Origin of the sequence: Halomonas koreensis, from assembly GCF_031451675.1 — a bacterium.
Taxonomy (GTDB): Bacteria; Pseudomonadota; Gammaproteobacteria; order Pseudomonadales; family Halomonadaceae; genus Halomonas; species Halomonas koreensis.
Genome location: NZ_JARWAK010000006.1, coordinates 138811 through 156606, shown reverse-complemented (window position 1 = coordinate 156606; position 17796 = coordinate 138811). Strand labels below are relative to the sequence as shown.

At 72.3% G+C, this 17796-nt stretch carries 15 protein-coding genes; 14 read left to right on the top strand and 1 reads right to left on the bottom strand.

Annotated features, from left to right (window positions below; genetic code table 11):
- Window positions 1-68 precede the first annotated feature (68 nt).
- The 14 genes from QC818_RS08935 to QC818_RS08870 all read left to right on the top strand — a co-directional run bounded on the left by QC818_RS08935 (window position 69) and on the right by QC818_RS08870 (window position 16017).
- Window positions 69-2264, top strand: a complete 2196-nt coding sequence (locus QC818_RS08935) for a methyl-accepting chemotaxis protein (protein WP_309652502.1) — start codon at window positions 69-71, stop codon at window positions 2262-2264.
- Between the two features lies 1 nt (window position 2265).
- Window positions 2266-3138: a CheR family methyltransferase gene (locus QC818_RS08930; protein ID WP_309652501.1), complete on the top strand. Its 873-nt coding sequence runs from the start codon at window positions 2266-2268 to the stop codon at window positions 3136-3138.
- Between the two features lie 102 nt (window positions 3139-3240).
- Window positions 3241-4302 carry a protein-glutamate methylesterase/protein-glutamine glutaminase gene (locus tag QC818_RS08925; protein WP_309652500.1) on the top strand — a complete coding sequence of 354 codons (1062 nt, stop codon included), beginning with the start codon at window positions 3241-3243 and terminating at the stop codon, window positions 4300-4302.
- Between the two features lie 26 nt (window positions 4303-4328).
- Entirely contained in the window at window positions 4329-6026 is a 1698-nt protein-coding gene (locus QC818_RS08920) for a methyl-accepting chemotaxis protein (RefSeq protein ID WP_309652499.1), read from the top strand.
- Window positions 6027-6092: 66 nt separating this feature from the next.
- Window positions 6093-6482 carry a chemotaxis response regulator CheY gene (gene cheY / locus QC818_RS08915; RefSeq protein ID WP_309652498.1) on the top strand — a complete coding sequence of 130 codons (390 nt, stop codon included), beginning with the start codon at window positions 6093-6095 and terminating at the stop codon, window positions 6480-6482.
- 42 nt (window positions 6483-6524) lie between these two features.
- Window positions 6525-7208, top strand: coding sequence for a protein phosphatase CheZ (gene cheZ, locus QC818_RS08910; RefSeq protein ID WP_374710073.1), 684 nt, complete (start codon window positions 6525-6527; stop codon window positions 7206-7208).
- A 155-nt stretch (window positions 7209-7363) separates the two neighbouring features.
- Window positions 7364-8530, top strand: coding sequence for a flagellar biosynthesis protein FlhB (gene flhB / locus QC818_RS08905; protein ID WP_309652496.1), 1167 nt, complete (start codon window positions 7364-7366; stop codon window positions 8528-8530).
- Entirely contained in the window at window positions 8527-10608 is a 2082-nt protein-coding gene (gene flhA / locus QC818_RS08900; protein WP_309652495.1) for a flagellar biosynthesis protein FlhA, read from the top strand. Before flhB ends, flhA begins: the two co-directional genes overlap by 4 nt.
- A 5-nt stretch (window positions 10609-10613) precedes the next feature.
- Window positions 10614-12815: a flagellar biosynthesis protein FlhF gene (gene flhF, locus QC818_RS08895; RefSeq protein WP_309652494.1), complete on the top strand. Its 2202-nt coding sequence runs from the start codon at window positions 10614-10616 to the stop codon at window positions 12813-12815.
- Window positions 12812-13330: a hypothetical protein gene (locus QC818_RS08890; RefSeq protein WP_309652493.1), complete on the top strand. Its 519-nt coding sequence runs from the start codon at window positions 12812-12814 to the stop codon at window positions 13328-13330. Before flhF ends, QC818_RS08890 begins: the two co-directional genes overlap by 4 nt.
- Window positions 13327-13716 (top strand): flagellar protein FlhE, encoded by a 390-nt coding sequence (locus QC818_RS08885; RefSeq protein WP_309652492.1) that lies wholly within the window; start codon window positions 13327-13329, stop codon window positions 13714-13716. The genes QC818_RS08890 and QC818_RS08885 overlap by 4 nt, the downstream gene beginning before the upstream one ends.
- Window positions 13717-13740: 24 nt before the next feature.
- Window positions 13741-14445, top strand: coding sequence for an RNA polymerase sigma factor FliA (locus QC818_RS08880; RefSeq protein WP_309652491.1), 705 nt, complete (start codon window positions 13741-13743; stop codon window positions 14443-14445).
- Between the two features lie 101 nt (window positions 14446-14546).
- Entirely contained in the window at window positions 14547-15362 is an 816-nt protein-coding gene (locus QC818_RS08875; protein WP_309652490.1) for a motility protein A, read from the top strand.
- The gene (locus QC818_RS08870; RefSeq protein WP_309652489.1) at window positions 15355-16017 is read left to right on the top strand and encodes an OmpA/MotB family protein; all 663 of its coding nucleotides are present in this window, start codon (window positions 15355-15357) and stop codon (window positions 16015-16017) included. The genes QC818_RS08875 and QC818_RS08870 overlap by 8 nt, the downstream gene beginning before the upstream one ends.
- Before the next feature lie 13 nt (window positions 16018-16030).
- On the opposite strand, the gene QC818_RS08865 is transcribed toward QC818_RS08870, so the two are convergent.
- Window positions 16031-17791, bottom strand: a complete 1761-nt coding sequence (locus QC818_RS08865; protein ID WP_309652488.1) for a putative bifunctional diguanylate cyclase/phosphodiesterase — start codon at window positions 17789-17791, stop codon at window positions 16031-16033.
- Between the last annotated feature and the right edge of the window lie 5 nt (window positions 17792-17796).

Below are 17796 nucleotides of genomic sequence, written 5' to 3'. Positions count from 1 at the left end.
GTGCGGTGCCGGACGGCCGACATAACGACGACAAGCGGCTCCCGAGGGTCGCGGGGAACTGACGAGCTATGCGAAACAACCAACCGGTCACCCAGCGCGAATATGCGCTCGGCGACGACGATTTCCTGATCTCGCGCACCGATCTCAAGGGGCGCATCACCTATGCCAACCCGGCCTTCGTCGAGGTCAGCGGGTTCTCCCGGGAGGAGCTGATCGGCGCCCCCCACAACCTGGTGCGCCATCCGGACATGCCGCCGGCCGCCTTCCAGGACCTCTGGGACACCCTGGCCGCCGGGGATACCTGGCAGGGGCTGGTCAAGAATCGCCGCAAGGACGGCGATCACTACTGGGTCGACGCCAGCGTCTCGCCGATCATCGAGGACGGCGAGGTGGTGGGCCACGCCTCGATGCGCACCAAGCCGGAGCGCGCCGACGTCGAGCTGGCCGAGGCGGTCTATGCGCGGATGCGCGAGGGCGGCAAGAGCGGCTATACGCTCAACCGGGGGCGCCTGGAGCGTCGCGGCCTGGCCGGCCGGTTGGGGCGCCTGAACCTGCGCAGCATGCGCGCCAAGGTGGTGGCCATGGTGCTGATGGCCGGGGTGCTGCTGGCCATGGCCGGCGGGCTGGGGCTGTTCGGCCTGGGGGCCGCCGGCGAACGGCTCCAGGCCCTGAACCGCGATGGTCTCCAGGACGTGGCGAGGCTGCAGCAGATCGACCAGGTCGTCACCCGCAGCCACCAGGCGCTGACCAGCCGCGAGCCCTTCGAGCTGATCAACCAGCGCGAGGAGGTCGTCGCCACCCTCGAGGAGGCCGATGCCCGGCTCGAGACGCTGTGGTCGGCCTACAGCGACCGCGAGCTCAACCGGGGCGACAACGCCGATGCCTTCGGCGAGCGCCTGGTCGACTATCGCCGCGACGGCCTCGACCGGGCCCTGTCGCTGATGAACGCCGAGGACAACTTCAAGGTGTTCTCCGAGCTGCCGCCCCACGCCAAGCAGATGCGTGACTGGGGCGGCGAGCTGTCCGCGTCGGTCAATGACCTGATCGCCGCCAAGCAGGAGGCCGCCGGCGCCCTGGCCGACCAGGCCCGCCAGGCCCAGCGGCGCATGACCCTGGCCCTGGCCGGCATGCTGGGGGCGGGGCTGCTGATCCTGGCCGGCCTGGGCACCCTGCTGCTGCGGGCCCTGGTGCGCCCCCTGCATGCCGCGGAGCGCTTCACGCTGCAGATCGCCTCGGGCAACCTGGGCGCCAGCGCCCCGCCGCGTCGTCGCGACGAGGTGGGCCGCATGCTCGGCGCCCTGGAGCTGATGCGCAAGAGTCTCGGCAGCATCGTCGGCGACGTCAGCCGCGGCGCCGAGCGGGTCGCGCCGGCCGCGCGGGATATCGCCACCGGCAACGAGGAGCTGGCCTCGCGCACCGAGCAGCAGGCGGCCTCGCTGCAGCAGACCGCCTCCAGCATGGAGGAGATGACCACCACGGTGCAGCACAACTCCGACAATGCCCGCCAGGCCAGCGGCCTGGCCTCGGACAACGCCACCCAGACCGCCGAGACCGGCGAGCTGATGCAGCAGCTGGTGGGCACCATGGGCGAGATCACCGACGGCTCGAAGCAGATGACCGAGATCATCGACACCATCGACTCGATCGCCTTCCAGACCAATATCCTGGCGCTCAACGCCTCGGTGGAGGCGGCCCGGGCCGGCGAGCACGGCCGCGGCTTCGCCGTGGTGGCCGAGGAGGTCCGCAACCTGGCCAGTCGCTCGGCGTCCGCCGCCCAGGAGATCAAGGCGCTGATCGACGGCTCCGCGCGCCAGATCGAGGGCGGCGCCGAGCTGGTCAAGCGCGCCGAGGCGTCGCTCGCCGAGGTGCTCGAGGCCTCGACCCGGGTCAACGACATCATGGGCGAGATCACCTCGGCCTCCGAGGAGCAGAGCAACGGCATCGGCCAGATCAACCAGGCCGTGGTGGAGATGGACCAGGTGACTCAGCAGAACGCCGCCCGGGTGCAGGCCTCGGCCCGGGCCGCGGCGGAGCTGGACCAGCAGGCCGGCGAGCTGGCCGGCGCCGTGGCCGCCTTCCGCCTGCGCGGGGCCGGCATGGAGCGGGCGCCGTCGCCCGCCGAGCGCCGCGCCGCCAGGGCCGAACGGTCGCTGCCCGCCGCGGACGATCGGGCCGAGGGAGACCAGGCCGAGGCGCAGGCCGGCGTGCCGCAGCGTCGCGCCCCGGCCGCCTCCTCGGCCGCCGAGGAATGGGAGGAATTCTAAGGTGACAACGGACCTGCTCACGCCCGAACCGGGCGGCTGGGCGAGCGGCGGACAGCTCGAGCGCGATCTCGAGCTGACCAATGCCGACTTCGCCAGGATTCGCGAACTGATCTACCAGCGCGCCGGGATCGTGCTCGCCGAGCACAAGCGCGAGATGGTCTACAGCCGCCTGGCCAAGCGCCTGCGCCATCACGGCATGACGCGCTTCTCGGACTACCTGGCGCGGCTCGAGCGCCAGCCCGACGCCCGGGAGTGGGAGGCCTTCACCAATGCGCTCACCACCAACCTCACGGCCTTCTTCCGCGAGTCGCACCACTTCCCGCTGCTGGCCAGCCACGTCCAGGGCGTGACCGGCCCGGTGCGGGTATGGAGCGCGGCGGCCTCCACCGGCGAGGAGCCCTACTCGATCGCCATGACGCTGACCGAGGCGCTGGGCTCCCGCGCCTCGCAGGCCGAGGTGGTGGCCACCGACATCGACACCGAGGCCCTGGATAAGGCCCGCGCCGGGGTCTATTCCATGGAGCAGATCCACAAGCTCGACGAGGCGCGCATCAAGCGCTTCTTCCAGCGCGGGCGGGGACGCCACGAGGGCCTGGCCCGGGTGCGGCCGGAACTCAAGGCGATGATCGACTTCCAGTCGCTCAACCTGCTGGCGCCGTCCTGGTCGATCAAGGGGCCCTTCGATGCCATCTTCTGCCGCAACGTGATGATCTACTTCGACAAGGACACCCAGGCGCGGATCCTCGAGCGCTTCGCCCCGCTGCTCAAGCCCGACGGCCTGCTGTTCGCCGGCCATTCCGAGAACTTTTCGTATACCACCGACGCCTTCCGGCTGCGCGGCCAGACGGTCTACGTGCGCCAGCCCCGGCGCTGAGCCCCGGTTAAAGAACCCGACAGGCCGGCCGATAGTCTTGGCGATGGCCGGCGACGGGTGGCGTGTCATCCGCCGCCTGCCACTGTGGAGAGGAGATGCCCCTTGAGTGCACCCAGGATCAAGGTGCTGTGCGTCGACGATTCGGCGCTGATACGCGACCTGCTGACAGAGATCATCAACAGCCAGCCCGACATGGAGGTCGTGGCCGTGGCGCCGGACCCCATCGCGGCCCGGGACCTGATCAAGAAGCACAACCCCGACGTCCTGACCCTGGACGTCGAGATGCCGCGCATGGATGGCCTGGACTTCCTGGAGCGGCTGATGCGGCTGCGGCCGATGCCGGTGCTGATGGTGTCGTCGCTGACCCAGTCCGGCTCCGAGGTCACCCTGAGGGCCCTGGAGCTCGGCGCCCTGGACTTCGTCGCCAAGCCGTCGCTGGGCATCCGCAGCGGCATGCAGGCGTACGCCGAGGAGATCGCCGACAAGCTGCGCGCCGCCGCCCGGTCGCGGCCACGGCAGGCGCCGCGGCGTTCCACGCCGGCGCCCCAGACGCTGAAGGCGCCGCTGGTCTCCAGCGAGAAGCTGATCATCATCGGCGCCTCCACCGGCGGCACCGAGGCGATCCGCAGCGTGCTGGAGCCGCTGCCGCCCAATAGTCCGGCGATCCTGATTACCCAGCACATGCCCGGCGGCTTCACCCGCTCCTTCGCCGAGCGCCTCGACCGCGGCTGCCAGATCTCGGTCAAGGAGGCCAGCGACGGCGAGCGCATCCTGCCCGGCCACGCCTATATCGCCCCGGGGGATACCCACCTCAAGCTGGCGCGCAGCGGGGCCAACTACGTGGCGCGGCTGGACGCCGGGCCGCCGGTCAACCGGCATCGCCCCTCGGTGGACGTGCTCTTCCACTCCGCCGCGACCCAGGCCGGCCGCAACGCCATCGGCGTGCTGCTCACCGGCATGGGCAAGGACGGCGCCGCCGGGCTGCTGGAGATGCGCCAGGCGGGCTCGCCGACCCTGGCCCAGGACGAGGCCAGCTGCGTGGTCTTCGGCATGCCGCGGGAGGCCATCGCCCTGGGCGCGGCCTCGGAGGTCGTGCCCCTGGACGAGGTCGCCCCGCGGCTGCTCAAGCTGGTCGCCGCCTCGGGGCGCGCTCAGCGCGTCTGAGATCCCATCGCTAGAGGAGCCATCGCATGCTCAAGCTGTTACGCAACTTTCGCATCAGCCAGGTGATCAACGGGGTGCTGCTGTGCTTCCTGGTGTTCCTGGCGGTGGTCGCGAGCCTGGGCTGGATGGCCAGCCGCTCGGCCAGCGAGACCCTGACCACCCTGGACCGGATCAACGTCGACCAGCTCAACGAGATCAATCGCGCCGACTCCCTGATGACCGGGGCCCTGGTCGACCTGCAGTCGGCCTCCGGGCATTTCCTGATGGGGCGCACCAGCCAGGCGGATGCCAGCCTGGAGGCCGCCCAGGACCAGCTGGATCGCGCCGAGGCCCGCTTCGAGGCCTTCGCCGCGGTGCCGGCCGCGGGGGAGGGGGCCGCCATGGCCGAGGCGGTGGAGACGAGCTTCGGCGAGATGCTGGCGCTGGTGCGCGAGGGCCACGGCCTGCTCGACGAGGTCGACACCCAGGCCTTCGCCCAGCTGCGCCAGCGCATGGCCGAGCCCCAGCAGGCCCTGGAGGCGGCGCTCACCGAGTTCGTGCGCTATGCCGACGCCCGGGGCGAGACGATGATGGCCGGACACCAGGCGACCCAGAGCCGCTACAGCCTGATCGGCGGGGCGATCCTGGCGGTCGCGGTGGCCATGATGGTGCTGCTCTACCTGGGCCTGCGCCGCATCCTGGTGGTGCCGCTGCGCCAGGCGGTGATCAACCTCGAGCGGATCGCCAAGGCCGACCTCACCGGCGAGATCAAGGTGCTCAGCCGCAACGAGATCGGCCAGCTGTTCGCCGCCATGCGCGACATGCAGGCCAGCCTGGCGGGCATCGTCGGCGACGTGCGCGAGGGCAGCGAGGCCATCCACGGCCGGGCCCGGGAGATCACCAGCGGCAATGCCGACCTGTCCTCGCGCACCGAGCAGCAGGCCGCCTCCCTGGAGGAGACCGCCTCCAGCATGGAGCAGATTACCGCCACCGTGCGCCAGAACGCCGACAACGCCCGTCAGGCCAACGGCCTGGCCCAGGAGGCCACCCACACCGCCGAGCGCGGCGGCGAGGTGGTCCAGCAGGTCGTGCAGACCATGCACGGCATCGCCGGCAGCTCCCAGAAGGTCGCCGACATCACCGGGGTCATCGACTCGATCGCCTTCCAGACCAACATCCTGGCGCTCAACGCCTCGGTGGAGGCGGCCCGGGCCGGCGAGCAGGGTCGCGGCTTCGCGGTGGTGGCCGGCGAGGTGCGCCAGCTGGCCAGCCGCTCGGCGGACGCGGCCAAGGAGATCAAGGCGCTGATCGAGGGCTCGGTGAGCCAGGTGCAGGAGGGCTCGGCGCTGGTCGAGCAGGCCGGCTCGACCATGGAGGAAGTGGTGAACTCGGTGCGCCGCGTCACCGATATCATGGACGAGATCTCGGCGGCCTCCCAGGAGCAGAGCGACGGCATCGAGCAGGTCAGCCAGGCGGTGGGCCAGATGGATCAGGTGACGCAGCAGAACGCCTCCCTGGTCCAGCAGGCCGCCACCGCCGCCACCGAGCTCGAGGAACAGGCCACCCGCCTGGAGCGCGCCATGGCGACCTTCCGCCTGGCGGGCGCGGCGCCCGCGGCGCTGCCCACCGGCGGCGCTTCGGCCCCGGCCTCGCCGTCGGCCCCCGAACCCGCGTCGCCGCGGCCGGCGCCGGCCCGGCGCGAGCCCGCCGAGGCGCTGGCCGAGGACGACTGGGAAGAATTCTGACACTCGCCGGCGGCATCGCCGCCGGCCTCCCCTTGCCAAGACACCGTTAACAGAAGAGGACATTCGATGGCGGACAAGAACATGAGCATCCTGGTGGTGGATGACTTCCCGACCATGCGCCGCATCGTGCGCAGCCTGCTCAAGGAGCTGGGCTTCACCAACGTCGAGGAGGCCGAGGACGGCCAGGACGCCCTCGGCAAGCTCAGGGGCGGCGGCTTCGAGTTCGTGGTGTCCGACTGGAACATGCCGAACCTCGACGGCCTGGAGATGCTCAAGCAGATCCGTGCCGACGACGAGCTCAAGGACCTGCCGGTGCTGATGGTCACCGCGGAGGCCAAGAAGGAAAACATCATCGCGGCCGCCCAGGCCGGGGCCAGCGGCTACGTGGTCAAGCCCTTCACCTCGGCGACCCTCGAGGAGAAGCTCAACAAGATCTTCGAGAAGCTGGGCATGTGACACGCGCCGGGCCCGCGGGCCCGGCCAGCAGGAGAGGCGATGATGAGCACCGAGACGCAGCCTGGCGAGCAGCAGGCGAACGGAGACGAGCTGGTCCAGCGCATCGGGCACCTGACCCGCATGTTGCGGGACAGCATGCGCGAGCTGGGGCTGGACAAGGAGATCGAGCGGGCGGCCGACGCCATCCCCGATGCCCGGGATCGCCTCAGCTACGTGGCGACCATGACCGAGCAGGCGGCGGAACGCGCGCTGAACGCCATCGACCGGGCGCAGCCCGAGCAGGATCGCCTCAGCCGCGAGGCCGAGGCCCTGGACGCCCGCTGGGCGGAGTGGTTCGCCGAGCCCAAGGAGCTCGACGAGGCTCGCGAGCTGGTCCAGGACACCCGCGGCTACCTGGCCCGGGTCCCCGAGGCCACCCAGGCGACCAACAAGGAACTGCTCGAGATCATGATGGCCCAGGACTTCCAGGACCTGACCGGCCAGGTGATCAAGAAGATGATGGACGTCATCCGCGAGATCGAGCATCAGCTGGTGCAGGTGCTGATCGACAGCGTGCCCAAGGGCGAGGCCCGCGAGGACATGCAGCGCCGCGCCGACGGCCAGCGCGAGAGCGATGCCAAGCGCCGCGAGGACCTGCTCAACGGGCCCCAGGTCAAGCCCGAGGCGGACGACGTGGTGGCCGACCAGGATCAGGTGGACGACCTCCTGGACCAGCTGGGCTTCTAGGCGACCGCCGCCCCCTTCCCCTACCCCCGACGACGTCATGCGAGAAGGCCGGGACGCGTGGATAAGCCCACGAAAACCGGCCCTTTTCGCGTGACCGTCCCTTCCCCCGCCCGCGGATAATGGCCAGGGTGCGCACGAGTGCCCGGTGATTGGCCATGGCCGACGAGACCAGCGACGACGAGAAGACAGAAGACGCCACGCCCCGACGCATGGAGAAGGCCCGCGAGGAGGGCCAGGTGGCCCGTTCCCGCGAACTGGCCACCTTCCTGCTGCTGCTCGGCGGCGTGGTGGGCCTGGCGACCATGGGTGGCAGCCTGTACGACCAGATCGGCGGCGTCATGGAGTCGGCCTTCCTGTTCGAGCGGCGCCAGGCCATGGAGACCGCGCCGATGCTGGTCGAGGCGCTGGCCATGGGGCGCCGCACCCTGATCGGCCTGCTGCCGCTGTTCCTGCTGCTGTTCGTGATCGCCCTGGTGGCGCCGGCGCTGCTCGGCGGCTGGGTGATCTCGGCCAAGTCGCTCAAGCCCCAGGCCGGCAAGCTCAACCCCTTCAAGGGGCTCAAGCGCATCCTCGGCACCCAGGCCCTGGTGGAGCTGGCCAAGGCCATCGCCAAGGCCGTGCTGGTGGGCAGCGTGGGCGTGGCCTACCTGTGGCTGAATCGCGGCGCGTTCATGGCGCTGATGACCATGCCCGTCCAGCAGGCCCTGGCCGAGGCCATGTGGATGGCCGCCGAGGCCTGCGGGCTGATGGTGCTGACCCTGCTGGTGGTGATCCTGATCGACGTGCCCTACCAGTTGTGGAGTCACGCCAAGAAGCTGCGCATGTCCAAGGACGAGGTGAAGCGCGAGCACAAGGAGTCCGAGGGCGATCCCCAGGTCAAGGGGCGCATCCGCCAGCAGCAGCAGGCCATGGCACGCGGGCGGATGATGAGCGAGGTGCCCGAGGCCGACGTGGTGATCACCAACCCCACGCACTACGCCGTGGCGCTGAAGTACGAACAGACGGGCATGGCGGCGCCCCGGGTCGTGGCCAAGGGCGCCGATGCCGTGGCGGCGCGCATCCGCGAGGTCGCCGAGGAGGCCGGCGTGCCGCGCCTGGAGGCGCCGCCCCTGGCGCGCTCCCTGTATCACCATGTGGAGCTGGAGGACGAGATTCCCGCCGCCCTCTACACCGCGGTCGCCGAGGTGCTGGCCTGGGCCTTCGGCCTGAAGCGCGTCGCCGAGGAGGGCGGCCAGGCCCCGCCCACGCCCGAGAACCTGCCGATCCCGGACGCCGTGGCGGCGCCGGGGCCGGACGATGACACCGACGAGGCACGAGCATGAAGGCCCTGAGCCACTACCTGCCGCGACGCAACTGGATGGCCGACGTGCCGATGAAGCTGCTGGCCGGCCCGCTGCTGATCATCATGATCCTGTCGATGATGATCCTGCCGCTGCCGCCCTTCGCGCTGGATCTGCTGTTCACCTTCAACATCGCCATGGCGGTGATGGTGCTGCTGGTCAGCATGTTCACCCAGAAGCCGCTGGACTTCGCCGCCTTCCCGGCGGTGCTGCTGTTCACCACCCTGCTGCGGCTGTCGCTCAACGTGGCCTCCACCCGGGTGGTGCTGCTGGAGGGGCACCAGGGCGGCGACGCCGCCGGCAAGGTCATCGAGGCCTTCGGCCAGTTCCTGGTCGGCGGCAACTTCGCCGTGGGCCTGGTGGTGTTCCTGATCCTGGTGATCATCAACTTCATGGTCATCACCAAGGGCGCCGGGCGCATCGCCGAAGTGGGCGCCCGCTTCATGCTCGACGCCATGCCCGGCAAGCAGATGGCCATCGACGCCGACCTCAACGCCGGCCTGATCGGCGAGGACGAGGCCCGCCAGCGCCGCGCCGACGTCTCCCAGGAGGCCGACTTCTACGGCTCCATGGACGGCGCCAGCAAGTTCGTGCGCGGCGACGCCATGGCCGGCCTGGTGATCATGGTGGTCAACATCATCGGCGGGCTGCTGATCGGTCTGATGCAGCATGACATGGCCTTCGGCGACGCCGCCCGCACCTATGTGCTGCTGACCATCGGCGACGGTCTGGTGGCCCAGATCCCCGCCTTGGTGATCTCCACCGCCGCCGGCGTCACCGTGTCCCGGGTCACCACCGATCAGGACGTCGGCCAGCAGATGATCGGCCAGCTGTTCGTCAATCCCCAGGTGATGATCCTGGCGGCCTGCGTCATGGGCCTGCTGGGCCTGGTGCCGGGCATGCCCAACCTGGTGTTCCTGATCTTCGCCACCCTGCTGGGCGGGCTGGCCTGGTGGCTGATCCGCAAGAAGGAGCGCGAGCTGGTCGCCGAGCAGACCCAGGCGGCGCCGCCGCCGGCCCCCGAGGCCCCGGAGGCCAGCTGGGACGACGTCCAGCTGGTCGACACCCTGGGCCTGGAGGTGGGCCACCGGCTGATTCCCATGGTCGACGCCCAGCAGGACGGCGAGCTGCTGGGGCGCATCAAGAGCGTACGCAAGAAGTTCGCCCAGGAGGTCGGCTTCCTGCCGCCGGTGGTGCATATCCGCGACAACCTGGAGCTCTCGCCCAACGCCTATACCCTGAGCCTCAAGGGCGCCGAGATCGGCCGCGCCGAGGCCTTCCCGGGGCGCTGGCTGGCCATCGACCCGGGCCAGGTGTCCGGCGAGCTGAACGGTACCCCGACCCAGGACCCGGCGTTCGGCCTGCCGGCGGTGTGGATCGACACCGAGCAGCGCGAGCACGCCCAGGTCTACGGCTACACCGTGGTCGACGCCAGCACCGTGGTGGCCACCCACCTCAATCACCTGCTGCACCGCCACGCCGCCGAGATGCTCGGCCGCCAGGAGGTGCAGAAGCTGCTCGACAAGCTCGGCGAGGACCACAAGCCGCTGGTCGAGGAGGTGGTGCCCAAGGCCATCTCGCTCACCGTGCTGCAGCGCATCCTCCAGAACCTGCTGGAGGAAGACGTCTCGATCCGCGACATGCGCACCATCCTCGACGCCCTGGCCGAGCACGCGCCCCAGCAGCAGGATCCCGGCGAGCTCACCGCCGCGGTGCGCCTGGCGCTGGGCCGGGCCATCACCCAGCAGTGGTTCGCCGGCCGCGAGACCCTCAATGTCATGGGCCTGGACGGCCAGCTGGAGCAGGTGCTGACCCAGGCCATGAACGGCAGCGGCGCCCTGGAGCCGGGGCTGGCCGAGACCCTGATGACCCAGGCCGAGCAGGCCCTGGAGCGCCACGAGGCCAGTGGCGAGCCGCCGGTGCTGGTGGTGCCGCACCCGCTGCGCCCGGTGCTGGCGCGCTTCCTGCGCCGCCGCCTGCGCCACCTGGTGGTGATGTCCCAGGCCGAGCTCCCCGATGACCGGACCCTGAGGGTCACCACCCTGATCGGAGGACAGTGAACCCCATGAGCGTGATGCGATTCGTCGGCGAGACCAGCCGCGAGGCCATGCGCCAGGTCCGCGCCGCCCTCGGCGACGATGCCCTGATCCTGGCCAATCGCCCCACCGAGACGGGCGTGGAGATCCTGGCCATGGCCGACGAGGCCGTGGCGCCCGCCACCGCCGAGGCCCCGTCGCCTGTCCCCCCGACGCCGGCTGTCGAGACGCCCTCGGCGCCTGCCCCCGCCGCCGAGGGCGACGGCGACCTGCGGGCGATGAGCGAGCGCCTGCTGCGCGAGATGCAGGACATGCGCTCGCTGCTGGCCGGCCAGGGCGGAGCGACGGCCGCCGCCGAGCCGGGGCGCGAGGCCTTGGAGCGGGCGCTGCGCGAGGCGGGCTTCGGCCAGGCGCTGGCCGACGAGCTGCTCGCCCGCCTGCCCGCCGAGCTGGCCGGCCCCGAGGCCGCGCCCGAGACCGGCCATGCCTGGCTGGCCCGGCGGCTGGCCGCGCGGCTGCCGGTCAGCGTCGATCCCGAAGCCTTCCTCGACGCGCCCGGCATCCTGGCGCTGGTCGGCCCCACCGGCGTCGGCAAGACCACCACCACCGCCAAGCTGGCGGCCCGCTGCGTGCAGCGCCACGGCGCCGAGAACGTCGCCTTGGTGACCACCGACGGCTTCCGGGTCGGCGCCCACGAGCAGCTGCGCATCTACGCCGAGCTGCTGGACGTGCCCCTGCACGCGCTGTCTCCCGAGACCTCCATGGACGAGCTGCTGGGCGAGCTGGACGGCCGGCGCTGGGTGATCATCGACACCGTGGGCATGAGCCAGCGGGATCGCCGCATCATCGCCCAGGCCGCCCAGCTCCAGGGCAGCGACGAGCGGGTGCGCATGCTGCTGGTGCTCAACGCCGCCAGCCAGCCCGGCACCCTGGAGGAAGTGATCACTCGCTATCGCCAGGCGGCCCGGGCCGCAGGGGTCGCCCTGGACGACTGCCTGCTGACCAAGCAGGACGAGGCCGGCCAGCTGGGCCCGGCGCTGGATGCCCTGATCCGCCACGGCCTGCGGCTGCGCTTCGTCTCCACCGGCCAGCGGGTCCCCGAGGACCTGGAGGCGGCCGATGCCGAGGCGCTGGTCGAGGCCGCCCTGTCGGCGCGGGTCGCCGCGCCGTCGGCGCCCGCCACGCTCGCCGCGACGCCCTGGGCCGACGACCTGCTCGGCCGAGGGCGCCGGCTGGGCCTGCTGCTGGCGGGGCTGCGTCGCCGGCTGACCGGCATCGCCGCCCTGGAGGCCACCTGGGACCTGTCGGCGCTGCCGGCCTGCCTGCAGGAGGAGCGCCTCGAGCGCCTGCTCGAGGCGCCCCCCGAGGCCCTCGAGCGGGTGGGCATGCTGTGGGCGGCGCGTCGCTCCCTGCCGGGCGCCGACTGGGCGATGCCCGATCTCGGCATCGATGCCCGCGGCGGCTGGCTGGCGCTGCCCGATCTCCAGCAGCGCCAGCCGGCGGGTTGGCCCGCGCGCCTGGCCCGGGCCGGTGAACGGGGCGTCGCGGTCCACCTGCTGCCGAGCCTGCCCGACGCCGAGACCTGGCTGTGGCTGGACGAGGCCCGGGCGCCCTGGCTCTGCCAGGCGCGGCCCGGCCAGCGGGTGCATCACGCCGGCGAGCGCCGTGCACTGTCCGAGCTGGCGGCGCTCGCCGAGCACGCCGGGGAGCGCCGCTGTCGCTTCCGCGGCCAGGCCGCCCGGGCGCGCTTCGCCGCCCTGCCGGTGGAGGCGGGCCCCGCGGGGCAGCGTGGTGGGCCGTCGCGACAGCCGCTGATGGCCTGGGTCGCGGTCCTGGACGATCCCGAGAGCGGCCGCGCCCTGGGGCAGCGCTATTGGCTGACCCCGCTGACCGCCGCCGCCGACACCCTGCCATTGCTGCTCGGCCGGCTGCATGGCGAGGCCCTGCCCCGCCAGGTGCGTCGCGCCTGGGAGCGGCTGCAGGCCCTGCTGCCGGACGACACCGATGCCGAGGTGCGCCAGCTGCTGGCCGCGGGCCTGGCCGCCGCCGCCTGTCACCTGGATCAGGCCGAGGACGCCGAGGCCGACGAGCTGCGCGGCGAGCTGCTGGCGCTGCCGGGCGGGCGCCGCCGGCGCCGCGAGCATGCCCTGCTGGAGGGCCTGCTGTACCTGTTCATGGCCCGTGACGCCATCCGCCACGTCGGCGCCGCGGGCCTGGAGGGCCTGCGGTGATCGCCGGGGATCAGGCGGCCGGGCTGCGCGCCTGGGCCGAGCGGGAAGGCCGGACGACCCAGGGCGCGGCGCCCGCGGCCCCGGTCGAGGCCCCCGTCGAGGCGCCGGAATCGCCCGCCGCCGAGCCGGCGCCGACCACGACCCTGGTGGTGGTCGGCCTGCCCGACACCTCGGCGGAGCAGGCGGCCCGGGTGACCGAGCTGTTCGAGGAGTGGGCCGGCCGCGGCCGCCGCTGGGTGGGCGACCCGCGGCGCTGGAAGGTGGTGCCGCTGGCCGTGTCGAGCCCCCACCTGGCGGCCCTGGCCGAGCAGCAGCCGCGCTGGGCGCTGTGGGTCGGCGGCGACGCCGAGGCCTTTCGCCGCGCCTTCGGGGTGCTGGCCCGCCTGGCGGCCGCCGGCGGGCCGCGGCGGCTGCTGGCGGTACACCCGCCCGGCATGTCGCGCCTCGGCCTGCTCGACAACCTGCGCCAGGCGGCGGGCCGCTACCTGGGCATCGACCTGCTGGTGATGGCATGAGGCGGGGCGCCATGGCGGGGGCGGCCCTGCTGGGCTGGCTGCTGGCCGCGCCGGCGTCGGCGTCGGGCAGCTGGGCCGCCGAGGCGCCCGGGGTGCGGGCCGCCGTGGCCGGCCGGGAAACCCCGAGCCGGGCACTGACGCCGCCCCCGGCGGCGGCCGGCGGGCGCGTCGTCGAGGTGCGCTGGCGCTACCGGGTGCCGGCCGGGGCCGCGCTGCGGGCCCGGCTCTGCCATCCGGCCGGCTGCGTGACGCTGCCCGCCCGGCGCGGGCGCACCCGGGCTCTGGCGGGGCTGCCCGCCGGCGAGGCGCTGCGCTTCCGCTTCGCCCCGGACGGCGCCGGCCCGGTCCGCGTCCAGGGGCTGCAGGTGATCGTCAATTATCGGTGAGGCTCGCAAGAGGCCGAGGCACGTATGTATACCGCACAAGGCAAGATCGAACAGGACACGCTGCTGGATGACTACATGCCCCTGGTGCGTCGCCAGGCCCTGGCGCTGCAGGTCCGCCTGCCGGCCAGCATCGAGCTGGACGACCTGATCCAGGCCGGCACCGTGGGCCTGCTGGAGGCCCTGGGGCGCTTCGACGCCGCCCAGGGGGCGAGCTTCGCGACCTTCGCCAGCCAGCGCATCCGCGGCGCCATGCTCGACGAACTGCGCAGCCGCGACTGGTTGCCGCGCAGCGTGCGCCGCAACGCCCGAGCCGCCGACGAGGCGGCGCGTCGCCTGGAACAGGAGCTGGGGCGACCGGCGGAGGAGACCGAGATCGCCGCCGCCCTGGACATGGACCTGGAGGCCTATCGCCGGCTGCTCAGCGACACCAACAGCGGCCAGCTGCTGCCCTTCGAGGAACTGATGGCCGAGGGCGGCGAGGGGCGCATGCTCGAGGACGGTGCCCCCGAGACGCCCTTCGCGCAGCTGGTGGATCAGCAGCAGCGCGCCCGGCTGGTGGCGGCCATCGAGGCCCTGCCCGAACGCGAGAAGCTGTTGATGGGCCTCTACTACCAGGAAGAGCTCAACCTCAAGGAGATCGGCGCCGTGCTCGGCGTCACCGAGTCCCGGGTCTGCCAGCTGCACAGCCAGGCCGTGGGGCGGCTGCGCGGCAAGCTGCGCGACGCCTGAGGCGCGGGCGAGATGTCCTCTCTCGCCGGCCATCCCTCAAGCTTTCGGCCTTCGCGCCGATGACCACTCATTGTCCGTCGTCCTAGAGACAGGGAGCCCACATGAATCCGTCCACGCTGATCGGGATCCTGGCGAGCATCGTGCTGCTGGCGAGCGTGCTGCTGTTCACCGCCGAGTCGCCGCAGAGCTTCGTCAACCTGCCGGGGCTGGCCATCGTGCTGGCCGGCACCCTGGCCGCCACCTTCATCAGCTATCCGCTCAAGGAGGTGGTGCGGGTGGTGCGCCTGGTGGGGCTGGTCTTCCGCCGCGAGAACACCTACACCCGCGACGACATCAAGGAACTGGTGGACATGTCGCGGCTGTGGTTCAAGGGCGACGTGCGGGCCGTGGAGGCGGCCCTGGAGCAGACCCGCAACCCCTTCCTGCGCACCGGCATCCAGCTGGTCATCGCCAACACCAAGGAAGAGGAGATCTTCGACCTGCTGCGCTGGCGCATCGCTCGGCTCAAGGCCCGCGAGCACGCCGAGGCGCAGATCTTCCGCACCATGGCCACCTACGCCCCGGCCTTCGGCATGATCGGCACCCTGGTGGGGCTGGTGAACATGCTCGAGGTGATGGAGGCCGGCGACCTGAACGTCATCGGGCCGCGCATGGCGGTGGCGCTGCTGACCACCTTCTACGGGATCCTGCTGGCCAACCTGGTGTTCAAGCCGATCGCCGTGAAGCTCGAGCGCCGCACCGAGGAGCGCCTGATCGCCATGAACATGGTGCTCGAGGGCATCTCGCTGATCACCAAGCGGCGCCTGCCGTCGTTCATCGAGGAGACCCTGAACTCCTTCGTCGCCAACTACCACGACGAGATCCGCGATCCCCAGCGGCCGGTGTCGCGCGACGAGGAGGCCGGCCAGGGTGCTTGATCACGACACCCGCCAGGCGATCGCGCCGCCCGCCCAGGGAGAGGGCGACGGCGAGAGCTGGCTGATGAGCTACCTGGACGTGCTGACGCTGCTGATCACGCTGTTCGTGCTGCTGCTGTCCATGGCCAGCTACGGCCTGCCCGGGGATCGGGAGGACGAGATCGCGTCCCCGGCGCGCCAGGCGGCCCTGGCCGTGGGCCAGGGGCTGAAGCCGCGTCACGAGGGCCTGCAGCCGCGCTTCCAGGGGCTCGGCATCGACGGCGTCAGCGTCGAGCGCAGCGCGCGCGGGGTCACCCTGCGCATCGAGGAGCGGCTGCTCTTCGACAGCGGCCGGGCGCGCCTCACCGAGGGCGGCCACGGGGTGCTGGCGCGCCTGGCCGAGCGGCTCGCCGGCGTCGAGGGCCAGATCTCGGTGGAGGGGCATACCGACAGCCTGCCCATCGCCACCTCCCGCTTTCCCTCCAACTGGGAGCTCTCCACCGGTCGCGCCAGCGCCGTGGTGCGCGCCCTGGCCGAGGCCGGGGTGACCCGGGAGCGGCTGCGCGCCATCGGCTATGCGGACACCCGCCCCCTGGCCGACAACGACAGCGCCGAGGGCCGGGCCGAGAACCGCCGCGTCGAGCTGCTGCTCAAGGCGCCCGCCGGCCGCGGCTGAGGCCGGCGCCGGCTCAGTCCGGCGCCGGGGCGCGTCGGCCGGTGGCCTCGGCGTACCAGTCCAGGAACGCCGCCTCGAGCTGCGGCCGCGCGAACAGGTAGCCCTGGGCGATGCCGCAGCCCATCTCCCGGAGCCGCCGCGCCTGCTCCGGGGTCTCCACCCCCTCCGCGACCACCTCGAAGCCCAGGCCGTGGGCCAGGCGGGTGATGGTGCCGGCCAGCTGGCGCGCCGCGGGGTCGCCCTGCAGGTCGGTGACGAAGGCGCGATCGATCTTGAGCACGCTCAGCGGCAGGGTCTTCAGGTAGGCCAGCGAGGAATGGCCGGTGCCGAAGTCGTCCACGGCGATGGCGATGCCGGCCGCCGCCAGCGCCTGCAGCTGGCGCCGGGCCTCGTTCAGGTCGGCCATCAGCCCGGACTCGGTGACCTCGATGCTCAGGCTGTGGGGCGGCAGGCCGTGGCGGGCCAGCCGCCGCAGCAGGGTGGCGGCGAAGTCGGGGGTGCACAGCTGGCGGGCGGCCACGTTCACGGCCAGGGAGAAGTCCTCGGCCACCCGGTCCTCGGCCCGCCAGGCGACCAGCCGGGCCATGGCGGTCTCGAGCACCCAGTCGCCGATTTCCAGGATGTCGATGGTGGCCTCGGCCAGGGGGATGAAGCGTCCCGGCGAGACGTCGCCGTGGCGCGGGTGTCGCCAGCGCAGCAGCACCTCGGCGCCCAGCGGGCGGCCCTCGGCGAGCCACAGCTTGGGCTGGAAGGCCAGCCGCAGCTCGCCGCGGCCGGCGGCGCCGCGCAGGTCGTGCTGCAGCTCCAGGCGCTCGCGCTGCCGGGCCTCCAGGGTCGGGCAATGATGGCGGATGGGCGGCGTCGCCTGGGCGTCCGGCAGCGCCAGGGCGGCCATGTGCACCAGGCGCTGCGGGGCGCGGTCCCGGGCCTGGCCGATGCCGATGCGGGCGCGGCTGGTGAGGCGCCGCTCGTCGACGGGCTGGGGGCGGCCGATGCGATCGAGCAGGCGGCGGGCCAGGGCGTCCAGGGAGGCGCCGTCCGACGGCACCGGCAGGATCACCAGCAGGTCGTTGCCGCCCCACAGGCCCAGCATGGCCGCCTCGGGCAGGATCGGGGCCAGCGAGTCGGCCAGGCGCTGCAGCAGCCGCTCGGCGACGTCATGGCCGTGCAGGCGCATGATGTCGGGCAGGTCGTCGAGGACGATGAACAGCGCGCCGGTCTCGTGGCCGGCGGCCCGCCAGGCCTGGAGCTTCTGCAGCAGGGCCCGGCGATTGGGCAGCCCGGTGAGCGGGTCGGTCAGCGAGAGGCGCTCGAGCTCGCGGGTGCGGGCCTCGGCCAGCCCCTCGAGCCGGTCGGCCTGCTCGCGCCGCTCGGCGAGCCGCTGCTCCACCCGCAGGACATTGCGGATGCGCTGCATCGCCTCCTCGTGATCGAAGGGCTTGGTCAGGAAGTCCCGGACGCCGGCCGCCAGGGCGCGCCGGCGGGTGGCATCGTCGACCTGGGCGGTGAGCACGATCGCCGCCGGCGCCCGCTCGCCGAAGGCCCGCCGCAGCTGCTCGAGGACCCCGTAGCCGTCCAGGTGGGGCATGCGGATATCCAGCAGGATCAGGTCGGGCAGCCGCGCCCGGCAGTGGGCCAGGACCTCGCGGGCGTCGTCCAGCAGGACCAGGTCGGTGTAGCCGTGGTCCTCCAGCAGGTCGCCCAGCATCTCGAGGTTGATCGGGTTGTCGTCGACGATCAGCAGCCGCTTGTGGGTCAGGTCCGTATCGGGCATGCCCG

Coding starts and splice junctions, on each gene's coding strand:
- cheZ (WP_374710073.1), top strand. CDS start 6,525: ATGAGCACCGAGACGCAGCCTGGCGAGCAGCAGGCGAACGGAGACGAG.
- flhA (WP_309652495.1), top strand. CDS start 8,527: ATGAAGGCCCTGAGCCACTACCTGCCGCGACGCAACTGGATGGCCGAC.
- flhB (WP_309652496.1), top strand. CDS start 7,364: ATGGCCGACGAGACCAGCGACGACGAGAAGACAGAAGACGCCACGCCC.
- flhF (WP_309652494.1), top strand. CDS start 10,614: ATGAGCGTGATGCGATTCGTCGGCGAGACCAGCCGCGAGGCCATGCGC.
- QC818_RS08935 (WP_309652502.1), top strand. CDS start 69: ATGCGAAACAACCAACCGGTCACCCAGCGCGAATATGCGCTCGGCGAC.
- QC818_RS08865 (WP_309652488.1), bottom strand. CDS start 17,791: ATGCCCGATACGGACCTGACCCACAAGCGGCTGCTGATCGTCGACGAC.
- QC818_RS08880 (WP_309652491.1), top strand. CDS start 13,741: ATGTATACCGCACAAGGCAAGATCGAACAGGACACGCTGCTGGATGAC.
- QC818_RS08885 (WP_309652492.1), top strand. CDS start 13,327: ATGAGGCGGGGCGCCATGGCGGGGGCGGCCCTGCTGGGCTGGCTGCTG.
- cheY (WP_309652498.1), top strand. CDS start 6,093: ATGGCGGACAAGAACATGAGCATCCTGGTGGTGGATGACTTCCCGACC.
- QC818_RS08875 (WP_309652490.1), top strand. CDS start 14,547: ATGAATCCGTCCACGCTGATCGGGATCCTGGCGAGCATCGTGCTGCTG.
- QC818_RS08920 (WP_309652499.1), top strand. CDS start 4,329: ATGCTCAAGCTGTTACGCAACTTTCGCATCAGCCAGGTGATCAACGGG.